20 protein-coding genes and 1 tRNA gene are annotated in these 16,661 nt (G+C 70.0%); 5 read left to right on the top strand and 16 right to left on the bottom strand.

Translation table 11 applies throughout. The features are described from left to right. Positions 1–20 precede the first annotated feature (20 nt). From HCX50_RS10000 to HCX50_RS19875, 5 genes are all read right to left on the bottom strand, one after another. Positions 21–755 (bottom strand): ABC transporter permease, encoded by a 735-nt coding sequence (locus HCX50_RS10000; protein ID WP_029263788.1) that lies wholly within the window; start codon positions 753–755, stop codon positions 21–23. Then, positions 752–1,534, bottom strand: coding sequence for an ABC transporter ATP-binding protein (locus tag HCX50_RS09995; RefSeq protein WP_167634125.1), 783 nt, complete (start codon positions 1,532–1,534; stop codon positions 752–754). The genes HCX50_RS10000 and HCX50_RS09995 overlap by 4 nt, the downstream gene beginning before the upstream one ends. Positions 1,535–1,591: 57 nt before the next feature. Next, entirely contained in the window at positions 1,592–2,188 is a 597-nt protein-coding gene (locus HCX50_RS09990; protein ID WP_167634123.1) for a TetR/AcrR family transcriptional regulator, read from the bottom strand. Positions 2,189–2,232: 44 nt separating this feature from the next. Then, positions 2,233–2,988, bottom strand: a complete 756-nt coding sequence (locus HCX50_RS09985; protein WP_091035587.1) for an AAA family ATPase — start codon at positions 2,986–2,988, stop codon at positions 2,233–2,235. Between the two features lie 69 nt (positions 2,989–3,057). After that, on the bottom strand, positions 3,058–4,554 hold the full coding sequence (locus HCX50_RS19875; RefSeq protein WP_091035590.1) for an L-serine ammonia-lyase, iron-sulfur-dependent, subunit alpha: 1,497 nt from the start codon (positions 4,552–4,554) through the stop codon (positions 3,058–3,060). Between the two features lie 125 nt (positions 4,555–4,679). Here HCX50_RS19875 and HCX50_RS09975 point away from each other — a divergent pair, with 125 nt between their 5' ends. Next, entirely contained in the window at positions 4,680–4,961 is a 282-nt protein-coding gene (locus tag HCX50_RS09975; RefSeq protein ID WP_091035593.1) for a hypothetical protein, read from the top strand. A 92-nt stretch (positions 4,962–5,053) separates the two neighbouring features. On the opposite strand, the gene HCX50_RS09970 is transcribed toward HCX50_RS09975, so the two are convergent. Next, entirely contained in the window at positions 5,054–6,784 is a 1,731-nt protein-coding gene (locus HCX50_RS09970; RefSeq protein WP_091035596.1) for an L-aspartate oxidase, read from the bottom strand. Between the two features lie 71 nt (positions 6,785–6,855). Between HCX50_RS09970 and HCX50_RS09965 the strand changes: the two genes are divergently transcribed. Continuing rightward, positions 6,856–7,791 carry a LysR family transcriptional regulator gene (locus HCX50_RS09965; RefSeq protein ID WP_091035601.1) on the top strand — a complete coding sequence of 312 codons (936 nt, stop codon included), beginning with the start codon at positions 6,856–6,858 and terminating at the stop codon, positions 7,789–7,791. 115 nt (positions 7,792–7,906) lie between these two features. Here HCX50_RS09965 and HCX50_RS09960 read toward each other — a convergent pair. Together HCX50_RS09960 and HCX50_RS09955 are read right to left on the bottom strand one after the other, a co-directional pair. After that, positions 7,907–7,979 (bottom strand) — tRNA-Arg (locus tag HCX50_RS09960). Between the two features lie 64 nt (positions 7,980–8,043). Then, the gene (locus HCX50_RS09955) at positions 8,044–8,628 is read right to left on the bottom strand and encodes an asparagine synthase (protein ID WP_167634121.1); all 585 of its coding nucleotides are present in this window, start codon (positions 8,626–8,628) and stop codon (positions 8,044–8,046) included. 130 nt (positions 8,629–8,758) lie between these two features. On the opposite strand from HCX50_RS09955, the gene HCX50_RS09950 reads away from it, so the two are divergent. Next, a complete protein-coding gene (locus HCX50_RS09950; protein ID WP_167634119.1) occupies positions 8,759–9,598 on the top strand; it encodes an SDR family NAD(P)-dependent oxidoreductase in 840 nt (279 codons plus the stop codon). A gap of 19 nt (positions 9,599–9,617) precedes the next feature. On the opposite strand, the gene HCX50_RS09945 is transcribed toward HCX50_RS09950, so the two are convergent. The 8 genes from HCX50_RS09945 to HCX50_RS09910 form a co-directional block, all read right to left on the bottom strand. Continuing rightward, positions 9,618–10,478, bottom strand: a complete 861-nt coding sequence (locus HCX50_RS09945; RefSeq protein ID WP_167634117.1) for a hypothetical protein — start codon at positions 10,476–10,478, stop codon at positions 9,618–9,620. Next, entirely contained in the window at positions 10,478–10,723 is a 246-nt protein-coding gene (locus HCX50_RS09940) for a hypothetical protein (protein WP_091035614.1), read from the bottom strand. Before HCX50_RS09940 ends, HCX50_RS09945 begins: the two co-directional genes overlap by 1 nt. 109 nt (positions 10,724–10,832) lie before the next feature. Continuing rightward, positions 10,833–11,486: a GntR family transcriptional regulator gene (locus tag HCX50_RS09935; RefSeq protein WP_237682438.1), complete on the bottom strand. Its 654-nt coding sequence runs from the start codon at positions 11,484–11,486 to the stop codon at positions 10,833–10,835. Positions 11,487–11,622: 136 nt separating this feature from the next. Then, the gene (locus HCX50_RS09930) at positions 11,623–12,264 is read right to left on the bottom strand and encodes an NADPH-dependent F420 reductase (RefSeq protein ID WP_091035620.1); all 642 of its coding nucleotides are present in this window, start codon (positions 12,262–12,264) and stop codon (positions 11,623–11,625) included. 68 nt (positions 12,265–12,332) lie between these two features. Next, complete coding sequence (locus HCX50_RS09925; protein ID WP_167634115.1) at positions 12,333–13,274, bottom strand: GNAT family N-acetyltransferase; 942 nt, start codon at positions 13,272–13,274, stop codon at positions 12,333–12,335. A gap of 16 nt (positions 13,275–13,290) precedes the next feature. Beyond that, entirely contained in the window at positions 13,291–13,725 is a 435-nt protein-coding gene (gene sufU, locus HCX50_RS09920; protein WP_091035625.1) for a Fe-S cluster assembly sulfur transfer protein SufU, read from the bottom strand. Continuing rightward, entirely contained in the window at positions 13,722–15,029 is a 1,308-nt protein-coding gene (locus HCX50_RS09915; RefSeq protein ID WP_167634113.1) for an aminotransferase class V-fold PLP-dependent enzyme, read from the bottom strand. Before HCX50_RS09915 ends, sufU begins: the two co-directional genes overlap by 4 nt. 42 nt (positions 15,030–15,071) lie before the next feature. Continuing rightward, positions 15,072–15,452 carry a winged helix-turn-helix transcriptional regulator gene (locus tag HCX50_RS09910; protein WP_091035630.1) on the bottom strand — a complete coding sequence of 127 codons (381 nt, stop codon included), beginning with the start codon at positions 15,450–15,452 and terminating at the stop codon, positions 15,072–15,074. 89 nt (positions 15,453–15,541) lie between these two features. Between HCX50_RS09910 and HCX50_RS09905 the strand changes: the two genes are divergently transcribed. Both HCX50_RS09905 and HCX50_RS09900 read left to right on the top strand, forming a co-directional pair. Further along, positions 15,542–15,934, top strand: coding sequence for a nuclear transport factor 2 family protein (locus HCX50_RS09905; protein ID WP_167634111.1), 393 nt, complete (start codon positions 15,542–15,544; stop codon positions 15,932–15,934). Positions 15,935–15,996: 62 nt separating this feature from the next. Further along, complete coding sequence (locus HCX50_RS09900) at positions 15,997–16,644, top strand: LysE family translocator (RefSeq protein WP_167634109.1); 648 nt, start codon at positions 15,997–15,999, stop codon at positions 16,642–16,644. Positions 16,645–16,661 lie beyond the last annotated feature (17 nt).

The following is a 16,661-nucleotide window of genomic DNA, read 5'->3' as shown; positions in this document are numbered from 1 at the left end:
CAGCGGCCGGAGTCGGAGCCTCAGCGCGTGCGCCGCCGCAGCGTCAGCGACGCGAGCACGAGGGCGCCCACCGCGAAGGCCACGACGATGAGCAGCGGGCCGAACACATCCCAGCCCTCGTCGCCCGCGGCCACCGCGTTGATCGTGTCGATCGCGTAGCTCAGCGGGAGCCAATCCGAGATGGCGTACAGCACGTCCGGCATCTGATCGCGGGGCATGAACAGGCCGCCGAGGATGATCTGCGGGAACACGAGCAACGGCATGAACTGCACCGCTTGGAACTCGGTCTGTGCGAACGCGCTGGCGAGCAGTCCGAGCGCGGTGCCGAGCAGAGCGTCGACGACCGCGACGAGTCCGAGCTGCCACAGCGGCCCGTCGACGTCGAGCCCGCAGACCCCGACCGCGAACGACACCGTGATCACCGCCTGGAGCAGGGCCATCAGCCCGAACGCGAGCGCGTAGCCGAGGATGAAGTCGGCCTTCTCGAGGGGTGTGGTCATCAGACGCTCGAGGGTTCCCGAGCGACGCTCGCGCAGGGTCGTGATCGACGTGATGAGGAACATCACGATGAACGGGAACAGCGCCAGGATCGCGCCGCCGAACTGGTCGAACACCCCCGCCTGGTCGCTGAACAGCCAGGCGAAGAGACCGACCAGCAGACTCGGCGCCACCAGCATCAGGGCGATCGACCGCGGATCGTGCCGCAGCTGTGCGAGCACGCGACCCGCGGTGGCGAGCATCCGGCGGCCGTTCATTCTCCGGCCTCCTCTCGGTGCTCCCGTGCTTCACGGCGTGATCGAGGGACGTCGGCATCGCCGCTGCGGTCCCGCTCGATCAGCGCCAGGAATGCGGACTCGGCGTCGGTCGTACCGGTGTCGGCGAGGAGCGACGACGGCGTGGTGTCGGCGATGATCCGCCCCTCCCGCATCAGCAGCAGCCGGTCGCAGCGCACCGCCTCGTCCATCACGTGACTCGACACGATGAGGGTCACACCGCGGTCGGCGAGCCCTCGGAACAACGCCCACAGCTCGGCACGCAGCACGGGGTCCAGCCCGACCGTGGGCTCGTCGAGCACGACCAGCTCGGGAGAGCCGATGAGCGCGACCGCGAGCGACACCCGCGTCGCCTGGCCGCCGCTGAGCGCGTCGACGAGCTGCCCCGCCTGGGCACGCAGACCGACCTCGTCGATCACGCGGTCCACGTCGCCCTTCGGCGCCTTGAGCAGCGAAGCGAAGTAGGACAGGTTCTGGCGCACGCTGAGGTCGCCGTACACCGCAGCACCCTGCGTGCCGTAGGCGACGCGGTGGCGGAGCTGCCTGGATCCTCCCGGCTCGCCGAGGACCGTGACATCGCCCTCGGCGATCCGCTGCACGCCGACGATCGAGCGCATCAGGGTGGTCTTGCCGCATCCCGATGGCCCGAGCAGTCCCGTGATCTGCCCGCGCGGGATCGTGAGGTCGATCCCGTCGAAGACCTGCACCGCCCCGCGGTGCACCCGCAGCTGCGCGATCTCGACGGCCGAGTTATTCATCATGTGATGAATTATGCGCCTACGGGTCGATCACGTCAACGGGATCCGGGGGCCGTGTGCTCAGTCGAAGAGGTAGCGCTGCAGGGTGGGGCCGATCCGGGCGACGAGCTCGTCGACCGACGCCGCGGCGAGCGCCGGTAGTCGCAGCACGTAGCGTGCGATCAGCATCCCGGCGATCTGCGAGGCGACGAGGGATGCCCGAAGGTCGGCATCGTCGGCGTCGAGGCTCCGGGCGACGCGGGACAGCAGCTCACGAGACAGGAAGCCCGCGAGCAGCGGGGTCGTGAGCCGGCTGCCGATCGCCGTGCGCAGCAGCATGACCCCTCGCCGGCGCACCTCGGGCTGCTCGAACGCCTCGAGCACGTAGCGGATCAGCCGCTCGCCGACCTCGTCGCGCGGACCCGCGAGGATCTTCGGCACATCGACGTCAGGGCGCAGCGGGATGCCGACGGCCTCCGCGAAGAGGTCGGCCTTGGTGCCGAAGTAGTGGTGCACGAGTGCCGAGTCGACGCCGGCTCTCGCGGCGATCGAACGGATCGTCGCCCCGTCGTACCCCTTCTCGGCGAAGTCGTCGACCGCCGACGCGATGATGCGCGCCCGCGAATCGGAGCCGCCCCGGGGGCGCCCTCGCCGGCGCGGCGCCGTCTGCTCGGTCATGACCGCCAGCCTATGACGCGTGCCGGCGGCGCGGGGCTCCACCCTCAGTCGAGCAGGTGGCGGAGGTAGCGTGTCGGATGCTCGAGGAACGAGCGCCAGTGGTTCACGATCTCAAGATCGCCCCATTCGGCGGGACGGACTCCCCACTCCCCCACTTCGAGGATCTTCGCGCCGGGCAGCGCCGCGAGCACCGGCGAGTGCGTGGCGCACAGCACCTGCCCACCGTCGTCGGCGATGCGCCGCAGCACCGCGATGAGCGCCAGCGTGGAGTTGAACGACAGGGCGGCCTCCGGCTCGTCGAGACAGTAGAAGCCCGGCTCGTCGAAGCGGCTCTCCAACAGCGCGAGGAACGACTCGCCGTGGCTCATCTCGTGGAACCGCACATCGGCGCCGCCGGTCGACGGGTTGTCTTCGAGGTACGTGTAGAACGAGTGCATCGTCTCGGCCCGCAGGAAGAAGCCCCAGCGGTTGGCTCCCACACCGCGCTGCAGCCGGATCCACTCCGACAACGGGGACTCGGTCGCTCGCGTGCTGTGCCGCGCCTGTCGCGAACCGCCCTCGGGCGAGAGGCCGTAGGCGAGTGCGACGCCTTCGACCAGGGTCGACTTGCCGCTGCCGTTCTCGCCCACGAGGAACGTCACCCCGGGGTCGAGATCGATCCCCTCCCGCAGCACCTGGGCGACCGCGGGAATGCTCGTCGGCCATTCCCCATCCGGCGTCGGGGCGTCGTCGTTCGGGCGCACCGCCACGACCGGCTGCTGCCGCCGTCGGCGAGAGCTCGGCTCCCAGAACGCATCCATCGTGCTCCCTCCGCGTGGTGTCAGGTGGAGGCTACCGGCATCCGCGGACACGGAGTCGGGCGGGCGCGATCAGCACTCGATGACGTTGACCGCGAGGCCGCCCTCGCTGGTCTCCTTGTACTTGGTCGACATGTCGGCGCCCGTCTGGCGCATCGTCTCGACGACCGCATCCAGTGAGACGTAGTGGCTGCCGTCTCCGCGCAGGGCGAGACGAGCCGCCGTGACCGCCGTCGACGCCGCGATCGCATTGCGCTCGATGCACGGGATCTGCACGAGTCCGCCGATCGGGTCGCAGGTGAGCCCCAGGTGGTGCTCCATGGCGATCTCCGCGGCGTTCTCGATCTGACGGTTCGTGCCGCCCATCACCGCGGTGAGTCCGCCGGCCGCCATCGCACACGCGGAGCCGACCTCGGCCTGACATCCGCCCTCGGCTCCCGAGATCGACGCGTTCGCCTTGAACAGCGATCCGAGTGCGGTCGCGGTCAGCAGGAAACGACGGATGCCACGGCGACGGTTGGCCTCGGCAGTCTGTTCTTCATCGAGGTCGCTCGCGGCCTCCACCGCCCGGACGTCGGACTCGAAGCCCAGCAACGCGCTGCCGACCAGCTCGCCGTAGGGAGTCACGGCGTTGCCCGCGCCGAGTCCGGAGTCGGCGAGGAACCGCCACCAGTACATGGCGACGGCGGGGAGGATGCCGGCGGCGCCGTTCGTCGGCGCGGTCACGACCCGGCCACCCGCCGCGTTCTCTTCGTTGACGGCCAGGGCGAAGGCGCCGAGCCACTCGCCCGGCAGCTCTCGATGCCCATCGGCCTCGACCGCTTCGAGCTGGCCGCGGATCACTCCGGCCCGTCGCTTGACCTTGAGGATGCCGGGCAGCGTGCCGTCGGCGTGGAGGCCGGCATCGACGCACCCCGACATCGCATCCCAGATCGCGTCGAGCCCGGCCGCGACCTCTTCCTCGCCGCGCAGCGAGGTCTCGTTGAGCCGCGCGACCTCGGCGATCGACAGTCCGTTCTCGTCGCAGAGGGCGAGCAGCGACGCGGCATCCGCATACGCGTAGGGGAACCCCGCGGTCGTGAGCTTCGCCTCTTCCCCGTCGCGGCGGATGAACCCGCCACCCACCGAGTAATAGGTCTCCTCGGCGACGATCTGCTCCTCGGCATCCCACGCCGTGATCGTCATGGCGTTCGGGTGACCGGGCAGGCGGGTGCGCGGCGCGAAGACGATGTCGTCCTTCGCGAACGGGACGTCATGGATGCCGTCGATCGACAGCGCGCCACCCACGGGGAAGTCCGTCCAGGCCGACCTCACGTCGGCGGGTTCGCACGTCTCCGGCGCGAGTCCGCGCAGACCGGCGACCACGGCATCCGGAGTCCCGTGCCCGATCCCGGTGGCGCCGAGGGAGCCGTACAGCGTGCTGCCGACGCGCGCCACGCGCGGGAGGACGCCCGTCGCGGTGAGCCGTCGCGCGAAGTCGAGGGCGGCCCGCATCGGTCCGACCGTATGGGAGCTCGAAGGCCCCACTCCGATGGAGAAGAGGTCGAAGGCCGAGACGTACGCAGTCACCCCTCCAGGCTACGCCGCATCGGCGCCTTCGGTTCACCCCGGTTAACTCGGCGCCGCGTCAAGCCCCTTCAGCCGCGCGTGCTTCCGAGGCATCCTGATCGGACGACACCACGAAAGGGGCCACCATGACGAACAGCACTGCCGGACAGGATCCCGCCGAGGCGCAGACGCCCACTCCCACGCCCGCCTCCGACACGAGCGCGGGCGAGGCGACCACACCCGCCGAGGCCGAATCACCCGAAGACGCCGACCCGAGCGAGGTGCCGAGCACCGAAGACCTCGAAGAGCCGAGCACCGAGAAGGACCCGGGCGAGGAACCGAAGGCGCCGAAGCGCGAAGAGCCCGAGCCGGATCACGAGGCCGTGGGGATCGGGGTCGTCGACACGGAAGAGCCGCAGGCCGGCTGAGCAGCTCGCTGAGACCCCGGATCACCGCCGAGACCCCCCGTGCAGACAGCAGCAGGGCGGGGTCTCGGTGCGAAGCCGGGGCCTCGGCGGATCTACTCGACGAGCTTTCCCGCGGTGTCGACCTCGCGCATGAGCTCGGCGATCTCGGGCGAGACCTCCGGGATCTCCTCGCGGGTGACGCCCGCGGTCGGCGACCACACCAGGTTCACCTGCAGGGTCGGGTCGGTGTCGGGGAAGTCGCTGCGGTTGTGGCATCCGCGCGTCTCCCGACGCTCGAGCGCAGCCTCGAGGGTGGCACGAGCGGCGAGCGCGGAGGCCTTGAGGTCGAACGCGTGCGCGAGGTCCTGGAAACCGGCGATATCGGGGTGGATCCCCACATCCTCCATGCGCCCCTCGATCATGTCGAGGTCGGCGAGTCCTGCACGCAGCCCGTCTTCCGAGCGGACGACGCCCGCGTACTCGGTCATCAGGTTGCGGATGGCGCGCTGCAGGGCGCGCACGTTCTCGCGCCCCTCCGCGGCGAGCAGGTCGTCGATCTCGGCCCGTGCTGCCGCGACCGCCGTCGCCGACCGGCGCTGCGCGTCGAGACCGGCCGCGTGCTCCATGGCGGCCTGCCCGACGATGCGCCCGTAGACCAGCAGCTCGATGAGCGAGTTGCCGCCGAGCCGGTTCGCTCCGTGCAGTCCGCTCGAGGCCTCGCCGATCGCGTACAGCCCCTCGACGTCGGTCTGGTGATCCTCGGGACGAACCCAGACTCCACCCATCGAGTAGTGCGCGGTCGGCGCGATCTCGATCGGGTCGGTCGTGATGTCGAGCATCTGCAGCTCCATCATCGTCTGGTAGACGCGCGGCAGCCGAGTCATGATCGTCTCGCGCGGCAGATGCGACACGTCGAGCCAGACGCCCCCGTTCTCGGTGCCGCGTCCTTCCTTGATCTCGGTGTATGCGGCGAGCGCGACGCGGTCGCGGGTCGACAGCTCCATGCGCTCGGGGTCGTACTTCTCCATGAACCGCTCTCCGAGGGCGTTGCGGAGGATGCCGCCCTCCCCACGTGCGGCCTCAGAGATCAGGGTCCCGGCGGCGTTCTCCGGTTCGATGATGCCGGACGGGTGGAACTGCACGAGCTCCGGGTCGCGCAGGCGCGCTCCGGCGTCGACCGCGAGGCGGAAGGAGTCGCCCGTGTTCTCGTCGCGACGCGACGAGGTGCGGCGCCAGATGCGGTTGTGGCCGCCGGCTGCGAGGATCACGGCATCCGCGTGGATCAGGTAGCGAGTGCCGTCGGCCTGGTCGAAGCCGTAGGCGCCGAACACGACGTTGTCGCGCACGAGCAGACGGGTGATGTAGACGTGGTCGAGGATCGGGACCTCGAGCTGCTCGGCCTTGCGCACGAGCGTGCGCTGGATCTCGAGGCCCGTGTAGTCACCGGCGAAGGCGGTGCGGCGGAAGGTGTGTGCGCCGAAGAACCGCTGCGAGATGCGGCCGTCGTCTTCTCGGGCGAAGTCCATGCCCCACCGTTCGAGGTCGCGGATGCCGCGCTCGGCGCCCTGCGTGACGATCTCGACCGTGTGCGGGTTGGCGAGCAGGTAGCTCTCCTTGATGGTGTCGGCCGCGTGCTGCTGCCAGCTGTCCTCGGCGTCCATGGTGCCCAGCGCCGCGTTGATGCCGCCGGCCGCGAGGGAGGTGTGCGCGTCCTGACGCGGACGTTTGCCGACGGCGAGGACATCGACGCCGTGTTCGGCGATCTCGATCGCTGCGCGCAGACCGGAGCCGCCGGTGCCGATCACGAGGACGGTGGTGGATATCTGACGTTCGGGGGTAGACATGCTTTCCACGCTAATTAGGGGACCCTAATAACTCCAATGCATAGTTCGAGTGGAAACGATGCCGGTAGGCTATGACCATGAACCTCGAGCAGCTCCGCGGGTTCGTCGAGGTCGCACGCCTCGGACATTTCACCCGCGCCTCCGAGCACCTGCACCTGGCACAGCCGTCGCTGAGCCGACAGATCTCCACCCTCGAGCGCGAGCTCGGCGCCGAACTGTTCCACCGCGCACGCGGCCACATCGCGCTCACGGCAGCAGGTGAGACGCTCCTCCCCCGCGCACAGCGCATGCTCGCCGAAGCCGATGCGATCCGCGACGAGATGGGCGAGCTGGCCGGCCTCCGCCGTGGGCGTGTGCGACTGGGCGCGCCGCCCACGCTCTGCATCAGCCTCGTCGCCGAGGCGATCAGCGTGTTCCACGCCAGCCATCCGGGCGTCGATCTGCATCTGACCGAGAGCGGCTCGCGCCGGCTCGTCGATCAGCTCGCCGTCGGTGCCGTCGACATCGCCCTCATCACCGAATCCGACGGTCCACCGCCGTCGGGCTTCAGCCTCACGCGCATGCCGCTGCTCGCCGAAGAACTCGTCGTCATCTCCGCCGCGACAGAGCCGCCGGTCTCGACCATGCCCGCGATGAGCCTCTCCCACTTGGCAACGCTCCCGCTGATCGCTCTCGACGAGACGTACGAGCTGCGAGCGACCACCGACGCCGCCTTCCGCGCCGAGGGCCTGGTGCCCACCCACGTGCTCGAGGGAGCCGAGATGGATGCCGTGCTGCGCTTCGTCGAACGCGGTGTCGGCGTCGCGGTGGTCCCGGCGATGGTGCTGCTCGATCGCCCCGCACTGCGGTCGGTTCGACTGACGCACCCGATGATGACCCGCACCGTGAGCCTCGCCCACCGAGCGGACGTCACCCCTGCGGTCGCGGTCGCGGCGATCCGCGAGGTCATCGTCGCCACCGCCGCGGAGGTCGCCCGCCGCGACCCCGCGATCACCAGCCTCCTCTGACGCGGCCTGCGGTCAACCCGAGAGCGCCCCACCAGCGGCCCCGAGAATGGGACCCGGATACAGCAGAATCCCCGCCGCTTTCGCGACGGGGATTCTGTACTGTCTCAACACAGTGTGCGCCCGAAGGGACTCGAACCCCTAACCTTCTGATCCGTAGTCAGATGCTCTATCCATTGAGCTACGGGCGCCCAGCCCGCTCAGCGGGCCGTGGAACAGCCTACAACAGTCCCGACGCGAAAGCGAAACGAGGCCTCAGTCGCTCGCCGCCTCGGCTTTCTGCTGCTTCTTGCGCCGCTTGGCCCGCGCGCGCTGTTCGGACGAGAGCGCTTGAAGGTCGACGAGACGCAGCGCCTGCATGCGCGCTTCGCGCATGCGGTTGTAGTCGGGATCCTGGTCAGGACGCATGCCCTCGACTCGCAGTCGGCGGTCGAGATTGTGGCGCACGTCGGCCCAGGCGGCGTCACGCGCCTCTTCGACGATCTGGGCGAGACGCTCTCGGTCTTCCATCACCTCACGCAGGCGCTGGCCGACCCCGGTGGACTGCTTGGCCCGGCGGCGCAGGTTGCGCACATCGCGGTCGCGGTAGTCGTGCGTGCCCACCGGATCGGAGTGCCGACCCCTGGCCCGCTTGCGCAGAGCGGTGACGTTGGCGGCCGCCTCTTCCGCCTCTTCGGCCATCGCCCGAAGCGCCTCCCGCGCATCGTCGATGTACTTCTCCATGTCGAAGACGCCGTCTTCGGCGATGGTGCCGATGAGGATGTGATTCTTCACGGCGAGGCGCGCGGCAGCCGTCGCGATCGCGACGCCTTCGGCGATGGCATCCGCTGTCCGTCCCACCGGTACCTCCTCTCCACGAGCGTACCGGTATCACTAGGGCCCGGTGTCGGCCAGAATGGTTCCGGATCAGCATGCCCCACCCCTCCGACATCCGCAGCCACCGCCCCGGATCGCGCACCGCAGGAGACTCATGAAACACCTCGATCTCGCCGGCAGCACCACCGTGATCACGGGAGCCGCGAACGGCATGGGCGCCGACATCGCCCGCCTGCTGGCCGCCCGAGGAGCGCACCTCGCCCTGATCGACCACGACAGTGCCGCGCTCGCGACGCTCGCCGCCGAGCTGGGGGATGCACGGGCGACCACGCACGTGGTCGACCTCCGCGACGACGACGCCGTGTTCGCCGCCGCCACCGAGATCACCGCAGCGCATCCGAGGATCAACGCCCTCATCACCTGCGCCGGCTCGTCGATGCTCGGAAACCTCGACCAGCTCACGATGGAGGAGATGCGCTGGCTCACCGACGTGAATCTCTGGGGCACGGTCTCGATCACCAAGGCGCTGCTGCCCGCCCTCCGCGCTGCGCCCGCCGCGCACATCACCCACTTCGCGAGCGTGTACGCACTCGCCGCTCCGGCCGGACGCATCCCCTACGCGCTGAGCAAGTTCGCCGTGCGGGGCTTCTCCGAGGCGCTGCGGCACGAGCTGGAGGGCACCACGGTCAGCGTCGGAGCGGTGTACCCGGCAGGCGTGCGCACCGGCATCATCCTGCACGGGCGCTACGCCGCCGCGATCGATCCGGAAGTCGCCGCCCGTGCCGCCGCGGCGCAGGCCGCGATGTACCACACCGACCCGGCGGATGCCGCAGCCCGCATCATCCGGGCGACCGAGCGACGGGCTGCCCGCACGATGGTCGGACGCGAGGCACGGCTCATCGACGTGCTCACGCGCATCGCCCCATCGTCGTACTGGCGCGTGATGCGGCGGCCGCTGCGCGCGGCGATCGACACGACCACGCCCGCCACCTGACCCCACCGGCCGGCCCGGGTCAGCGGACCGCGCCCACCCAGATGCCCGAGGCCCAGGCCTGCTGATCGCCGTTGCAGCCGACCGAGCCGGGGTAGCCGCGGACGACGGCCATGCAGTTGGCGAGGAACTCCGGGTCGTTGCCGAACATCGAGGCGTAAGCGCCCGAAGACGTGAGCGCGCCCCAGACCCGGAACTGGTAGATGTGCGCGAGCTCGTGCGCCATGGCCCAGTTCAACCGGCCCGCACTCCAGTTCGCGATGTCGCCGCGGTACTTGATGTAGCCGTTGCTGTTGGCGCAGGCCGGCGCGTTCCCGCCCGCGCACGACGACGACTCGTACAGCCCGACGCCGCCTCCGCCGACGAGGTCGAGCGCCGCCCGCACCCGCGCGTACCCGTCGGGCCCGCTCGATGTCCAGGCCGGGCCACCCGGCCCTGCGCTCTGCGCGGCCTGCACCGAGGCGACCTGCGTGCCGACCTTCTCGGCGAGCGCATGCACCGTGGCCGTGGCGGCGGTGACGGTCGCGGGGTCGTCCGACTCGGCCAGCACGGTCTGCTGCGCCGACAGCGCGGCCGCCCGATGAGAGGCCGTGTCGACCATCCCCTGTGCGTTGTCGAAGACGCGGCTCAGAGCCGCGATCTCGGCGACGAATGCCGGCCGGACGGCGAGCACCGACGCGCGGTCGGCGGTGTCCTGCTCGGCCTGCGCGATGGTCGCCTCGAGATACTCGGTGCGCTGCCTGGCCTCGTGGTACTGCTGCGACAGGGTGCCGAATTCCGCCACGGCCGCGACGCGCTCCTGCTCGAGGGCATCCGCCCTGGCGAGCACTCCGGCGGACAGCACGACCGCCGCCGCGAGCGTGACCGCCAGCACCCGGCGCATCACCGGAGGAACCCCGTGGTGTCGCCGATCTCGGCATCCTGTTCAGCGATCTGCGAACGCAGCGCGGTGAGCTTCTGCGCGAGCTCGAGGTTCTCGCCGTGGGACTCGTCCAGGGCGCGCTCGACACGGACGATCTCCGCTTTGACGGCGGTGAGGGCTGCCACCCGCTCCTGATCGGCGATCGCGACCAGCGCGACTCCCCCGAGAAGCAGCAGGCACCCGACCGCGACAGCAAGACTCCGCATCTCGCTCCCCAGAACAGCGCAACGTTTCCGGACCGACTCCGATCGGACCAATATACAACTGGACCCGTCGTCGGTGTTCCCGAATCTGCGCGAGCGGGATGGCGCCGGTTCAGACGAGCAGGTCGCTGCCGTCGTCGAGACGTCGCTCCGCCGCCGACTGGCCGCTGGCGAGGTGGGCTGGCACGATACGGCGCAGCGCCTCCGTGTCGCGTGCGGCCACCGCCTCGAGGATGATGCGGTGCTCGTCGGCCATGGCGAGCAGATCGTCGTGCTGCCCGAACAGCCACCGCAGCCGCGTGAGGAACACGGCGATGAGCTCCCCGAGCATCTCGTTCCCCGCGAGTTCGACCGCGACCTCGTGGAACTCGGCCGCCGCGATCCGCGCGGCCTCGGAGTCCTCGGCCGTGGCCGCTGCGAGCTCGCGCTCGTAGGCGGCTCTGATCCGGGCGATGCCCGCCTCATCATGGCGTTCGGCGGCGAAGACGAAGATGAGCGTCTCGATGGCCTCGCGGACCTCGGCGAAATCCTGGATGTCGCGGCGGGTGAACTCGCGCACGACCGCCCAGGTGCGGGGGCGTGCGACGACGACCCCTTCGGCCACGAGGGTGCGGATGGCCTCGCGGACCGGGAGGCGGGAGACGCTCAGTTCGGCCGCGATGTCGCGCTCCACCAGACGCGAGCCGGGCGCACGTCTGCCCAGCACGATGTCGTCGCGCAGGATGCGCGTGACCCTGACCGATTCGAGTTCGCCGCTTGTCCCCATAGCCCCCGCCATCTGGGCATTCTCGCATCACGGGCCGGGTTACTCAACTTTTGGTATCCCAACACGCCCGGGATGCCTCGGTCCGGGACGAGCGCGCGAGACGCGGAAGGTCTCCGTCGCGCTCGTCCCGCCGGGCTCAGGGGAGGCGGTTGGCGATCGCGATGTTCGCGGTCAGCTCCTGGGCGTTCTGTCGCACGACGTACGCGGGACGATCACGCTCGACCCGCCACGACTCGCTCAGCGGCCCGACGTTGACCGTGTCGAAGCCGGCCTCGTCGTAGAAGCGGGTGACGAACGCGACGGCCTCGGCGTCGTCGCCGGCGGTGGCCAGTGCTCGACGGTCCGGGTCACCGGCCGGCTTGCCGTCGGTCGTGATGTCGGCCGCGAGGATCTGGTTGAACGCCTTCGCGATCTTCGAGTCCGGCAGCGCGCGCTGAACCAGCTCCGACGTCGTCGTCTCGCCCTTGTCCAGGGCCTCGATGTGACCGTCGCGCTCGAAGTAGTAGTTGTTCGTGTCGAGCACGATCTTGCCGGCGAGTTGTGCGGCGGGGAGCGCGTCGATCGCCCCGAGAGGAACGGTCACGACCGCGACGTCCGCAGCTGCCGCGGCGTCTTCCGCCGTGGCGGCCTTCGCGCGGGGCCCGAGCTCCTCCACGAGGTCCGCGAGCGTCTCCGGACCGCGGGAGTTGGCGATCACGACGTCGTAGCCGTTCGCCACCGCGACCCGCGCGACCTGGCTGCCGATGTGTCCTGCACCGATGATTCCGAGAGTAGTCATGCTGGGGGCAACGTCGAGCAGAGCGGACTATTCCCTGCGAGTCGGGCTGTGTCGTCCCGTGACCGGCGTCACAGTTCGCGCAGCAGCGTCTGCTCGGTCCGCCGGTAGCCGAGGCTCTCGTACAGCTCGACGGCGGCGGCGTTGAAGCCGAACACGTGCAGCCCTATCGAGTCGGCGCCGAGCCGGCGGGCCTCGCGTTCAGCAGCGTGCATCAGCTCTCGCCCGTACCCCTTGCGGCGCTGATCTGCAGCGACCTCGATGTCGAGCACGAACGCATGCGCACGTCCATCGCGTTCGCGCATGCCGAGCCAGAGGATGCCGACCTCGACGCCGTCGACCGCGGCCGTGAAGAGCTCCTGCCCCGGGGTGGCGAGGCCGTCCGGCAGCTCCTCGACCAGCTGACGGTGGGACTCCGCGGCAGCTTCCTCGGGCGAGAACCGGCCGGAAGACACGAGGTCCTGGGCGAATCCCGCTTCCGATGCCGTGACGAAGCGGGGGAACCTCTCCGCGGTCATCGGCACCACCTCCACGTGCGCGGCGACATCGCGGGAGGGCAGCGGCTCGAGCACCATCTGGATCGACGCGACCGTGAAGCCACGACCGTCGACCAGGGCGTGACCTGCCGCCTGCTGCGGGAACAGCGGCACACTGATCTGCGTGGCGCCCATGTCGCGGGCGACGGCGAGGATCCGCGCGACCAGGGCGTCGTTCTGCGCGCCGGTCAGGCCGGTCTCGACGGCGAGATCGAGCAGGAACAGCTTCCGGCCGCCGAGCACCAGCCACAACGTGCCGAGCTCGCGTTGACGCTCATCGACGATACGCATGACCCGTGCCGTCGGCGTCGCCGAACCCTGCGGCAGTAGCTCGTCGAAGTACTCATCGGCGAACGCGACCGCGTCGTCCCCGACACGTCTGCCCGAGGCCAGGTTGCCGTCGATGAGGCGCTGCCTGGCCGCGCCCCGCCACTCGTCGAAGCGTTCCGAGGGCAGCGGCTTCAGATGCACGGGCATGCATCCATCCTGCACCTCAGCTGCGGGTGAGCGCGTCTTCCGCGGCGACCCAGGCGAGCATGGCGCACTTGACCCGCGCCACGTACTTCGACACCCCGCCGAGGGCTGCGGCATCGCCGAGCAGTTCTTCGTCGGGCTCGATCTTGCCGCGGGAGCGCATCGCCTCGCGGAACGCCGCGATGCGGATCTCGAGGTCTTCGACGCTGAGTCCTTCGGCGAGCTCCGCCAGCAGGGAGGCGGAGGCCTGGGAGATCGCGCAGCCGTGGCCCTCCCACGCGATCGCCTCGACAGCACCGTCGGCGCTGCGGTGCACCTGCAGCGTGATCTCGTCGCCGCAGGTCGGGTTCAGCTGATGCGACTGCGCCGGGATCTCGTCGCGCAGCCCGTAGCCGTGCGGGGTGCGCGAGTGGTCCAGGATCAGTTCCTGATACAGGTTCTGCAGGTCGCTCATGCGCCCCTCCGGAAGAAGTCGATCGCTCCGGCAACGCCCTCGACTACGGCATCCACCTCGGCCTCTGTCGTGTACAGGTAGGTGCTCGCCCTGGTGGACGAGGTCACGCCCAAGCGCCGGTGCAGCGGCTGGGCGCAGTGGTGTCCGACGCGCACGGCGATGCCGAGGTCGTCGAGGAACTGCCCGACATCGTGCGAGTGGATGCCGGCGACGTCGAAGCTCGCGAGCCCCACGCGCGGCAGGTCGATCCCGGCACCGAGCACCCGGACCCCGTCGATCGCGCTGAGCCCGTCGACGAGCCGACGCCCGAAGGCGGCCTCATGCGCGGCGATGCGCGGCATCCCCACCTCGGTCAGATAGTCCACGGCCGCGGCGAGCGCGATGGCCTGCGATACCCGCTGCGTGCCGGCCTCGAACCGCTGCGGCGGCGGCAGGTACTCGGCTTCGGTCGTGGTGACGGTGGTGATCATCGAGCCGCCGGTGAGGAACGGGGGCATCGCGGCCAAGACCTCGCGGCGACCGTAGAGCACCCCGATGCCGGTGGGACCGAGCATCTTGTGGCCGGACAGCACGGCGAAGTCGACGCCGAGGGCTCGCACGTCGAGCGGCAGGTGCGGTGCCGACTGACAGGCGTCGAGCAGCGTCAGGGCGCCGACCTCGCGGGCGAGAGCGACCAGGCGCTCGACCGGATTGATCACGCCGAGCACGTTGGAGACGTGTGTGAACGCCACGAGCTTCGTCCGCGCGGTGATGAGCTCGGCCGCGGCGTCGAGGCGCAGTGCACCGTCGTCGTCGAGCGGGATCACCTTCAGCGTCGCGCCGGTGCGGGCCGCGAGCTCCTGCCACGGGATGAGGTTCGCGTGGTGCTCCATCTCGGTCGTGACGATCTCGTCGCCCTCACGCAGCCGGAGCCGCTCGGCAGCCGCTCCTCCGCGACCGAGCGACGCGTTCGACAGCGAGTAGGCGACGAGGTTTATCGCCTCGGTCGCGTTCGAGGTCCAGACGACCTCGTCGTCGGCGGCCCCGATGAAACGCGCGAGAGTGCCACGAGCGTCTTCGAACAACTCGGTCGCCTCGGCGGCGAGCGTGTGCGCCCCGCGGTGCACGGCCGAGTTCATGGTGGTCGAGAACTCGCGCTCGGCATCCAGCACGGCCGACGGACGTTGCGATGTCGCGCCCGAGTCGAGGTACACGAGCGGATGCCCCTGCACCTGCGTGTGCAGGATCGGGAAGTCCTCGCGGATGCGCTGCACCTCGGTCTCGCTCAGAGGGGCGATCACGTCGACACCGGAAGAAACGCTCATCGTTCCAGTTTCCCACCTGTGAGCCCGGGGTGGGCCCGCGGGTCAGCGACCGTCGAGCGTCTTCGCGTCGGCGACCTCGTCGTAGCGGTCCTGTGCGTCGAGCACATCCTCCACGTGCGACTCCGCCCAGACCTGCAACGCCTGGAGCGGTTCGTGCAGGCTTCGTCCGAGCGGGGTGAGCAGGTAGCGCGAATGGCCGTCGTCGCCGACCGATCGCTCCAGCATCCCGTCGCGTTCGAGGGCCCGGAGCGTGTCGACGAGCACCTTCTTCGTGATCCCGTCCATCCGGTGGTGCAGCTCGCCGAAGCGCAGCGGCTGCTCGTGCAGGAGGACGACGATCATCGCGGTCCACTTGTTCGCGATGCGGGCGAGCGATGCCCGAGACGGGCAGCTGGCGGAGAACACCGTCCACGTGCGCGACATGCGCTGCTCCTCCCGGTGACGTTGAAGTAACCGCGCCCTCGGCGAGACGCTGGATGCTCCACAGTACCGACCACTCGAGAAGGAGCATCATGTCGGCGATCGATGTTGTAGGACAGTACGGTGCGGCGCTGGCCGCGGGAGACATGGAGGCGCTGGCGGCCACCTTCCATCCGGATGCCGTGTGGCACCAGCCGGGCGCCAACCAGGCGTCCGGCGACCACGTCGGCCCCGACGCGATCCTCGCCCACCTCGGCCGCTTCATGGAACTCAGCGGCGGCACGTTCGTGCTCGAGACCGACTCGGCGACGGAGGCCGGCGACCTCGTCTCCGCCACCGTGCGCTTCCGCGCGCAGCGCGCCGGACGCGATGACCTCGACCAGCACGGCGTCGACGTCTTCCGCATCGCGGGCGACCGCATCGCCGAAGTCTGGCTCATCAGCGAGGACCAGGAGGCGGAGGACCGCTTCTGGGGTCAGAGCTGACCGACCGGCGTCGGGCGGTCGCACTCTCGACCGCTCGACGCCCGCGCCCCTAGGCTCGACCCATGATCGCCCCGGACACGCTGCTCGCTTTCGTCGTCGCGGCGTTCGTCATGGTGGTGATCCCCGGTCCGACCGTGCTGTTCACGATCGGCCGGGCCATGGCTCTCGGGCGGATGGGCGGGTTCCTCAGCATTCTCGGCACGGCGATCGGCTCGATCGTGCTGGTCGTCGCGGTCGCGCTCGGCGTCGGCACGATCATCGCCCAGTCGGCCGTGCTGTTCACCATCGTCAAGGTGCTCGGCGCCGGCTACCTGATCTTCCTCGGCATCCAGGCCATCCGGCACCGGAAGGATGCGGCGCGCGCGATGGTCGCCGCTCCGGCGCGGCGCTCGGGATGGCGGCTGCTCACCGAGGGCTTCGTCGTGGGAGTCACCAATCCGAAGTCCATCGCGTTCTTCCTCGCGATCCTGCCGCAGTTCGTCGACCTGCAGGCGGGCTCCGTCGCCGCCCAGCTCTTCCTGCTCGGCGTGATCGTCGTCGTCATCGGCGTGACGTGCGATGCCGTCTGGGTCCTCCTCGCCAGCGCCGCCCGCGATTGGTTCGGCCGCTCGCCTCGCCGCATCGAGGCGATGGGTGCGACCGGCGGCGGGCTCATGATCGCGCTCGGGGCGTTCCTGCTGGTCTGGAGCGAGAAGCCCGCGACCGCGTGAGCGCCCGGCGCGGCCCT

The organism is Microbacterium sp. B19(2022) (genome assembly GCF_012030385.1).
GTDB lineage: Bacteria > Actinomycetota > Actinomycetes > Actinomycetales > Microbacteriaceae > Microbacterium > Microbacterium oxydans_B.
Note: the sequence above shows the minus strand (reverse complement) of the source record. Positions and strands in the feature narration are given on the sequence as shown.

What these genes read in the sequence shown, in the direction of transcription:
- HCX50_RS10000 (WP_029263788.1), bottom strand. Translation starts at nt 755, where the DNA reads ATGAACGGCCGCCGGATGCTCGCCACCGCGGGTCGCGTGCTCGCACAG.
- HCX50_RS09940 (WP_091035614.1), bottom strand. Translation starts at nt 10,723, where the DNA reads ATGCGGAGTCTTGCTGTCGCGGTCGGGTGCCTGCTGCTTCTCGGGGGA.
- HCX50_RS09985 (WP_091035587.1), bottom strand. Translation starts at nt 2,988, where the DNA reads ATGGATGCGTTCTGGGAGCCGAGCTCTCGCCGACGGCGGCAGCAGCCG.
- HCX50_RS09915 (WP_167634113.1), bottom strand. Translation starts at nt 15,029, where the DNA reads ATGAGCGTTTCTTCCGGTGTCGACGTGATCGCCCCTCTGAGCGAGACC.
- HCX50_RS09990 (WP_167634123.1), bottom strand. Translation starts at nt 2,188, where the DNA reads ATGACCGAGCAGACGGCGCCGCGCCGGCGAGGGCGCCCCCGGGGCGGC.
- HCX50_RS09965 (WP_091035601.1), top strand. Translation starts at nt 6,856, where the DNA reads ATGACCATGAACCTCGAGCAGCTCCGCGGGTTCGTCGAGGTCGCACGC.
- HCX50_RS09900 (WP_167634109.1), top strand. Translation starts at nt 15,997, where the DNA reads ATGATCGCCCCGGACACGCTGCTCGCTTTCGTCGTCGCGGCGTTCGTC.
- HCX50_RS09975 (WP_091035593.1), top strand. Translation starts at nt 4,680, where the DNA reads ATGACGAACAGCACTGCCGGACAGGATCCCGCCGAGGCGCAGACGCCC.
- HCX50_RS09905 (WP_167634111.1), top strand. Translation starts at nt 15,542, where the DNA reads ATGTCGGCGATCGATGTTGTAGGACAGTACGGTGCGGCGCTGGCCGCG.
- HCX50_RS09910 (WP_091035630.1), bottom strand. Translation starts at nt 15,452, where the DNA reads ATGTCGCGCACGTGGACGGTGTTCTCCGCCAGCTGCCCGTCTCGGGCA.
- HCX50_RS09945 (WP_167634117.1), bottom strand. Translation starts at nt 10,478, where the DNA reads ATGCGCCGGGTGCTGGCGGTCACGCTCGCGGCGGCGGTCGTGCTGTCC.
- HCX50_RS09950 (WP_167634119.1), top strand. Translation starts at nt 8,759, where the DNA reads ATGAAACACCTCGATCTCGCCGGCAGCACCACCGTGATCACGGGAGCC.
- HCX50_RS09970 (WP_091035596.1), bottom strand. Translation starts at nt 6,784, where the DNA reads ATGTCTACCCCCGAACGTCAGATATCCACCACCGTCCTCGTGATCGGC.
- HCX50_RS09925 (WP_167634115.1), bottom strand. Translation starts at nt 13,274, where the DNA reads ATGCCCGTGCATCTGAAGCCGCTGCCCTCGGAACGCTTCGACGAGTGG.
- HCX50_RS09935 (WP_237682438.1), bottom strand. Translation starts at nt 11,486, where the DNA reads ATGGGGACAAGCGGCGAACTCGAATCGGTCAGGGTCACGCGCATCCTG.
- HCX50_RS09930 (WP_091035620.1), bottom strand. Translation starts at nt 12,264, where the DNA reads ATGACTACTCTCGGAATCATCGGTGCAGGACACATCGGCAGCCAGGTC.
- sufU (WP_091035625.1), bottom strand. Translation starts at nt 13,725, where the DNA reads ATGAGCGACCTGCAGAACCTGTATCAGGAACTGATCCTGGACCACTCG.
- HCX50_RS09995 (WP_167634125.1), bottom strand. Translation starts at nt 1,534, where the DNA reads ATGATGAATAACTCGGCCGTCGAGATCGCGCAGCTGCGGGTGCACCGC.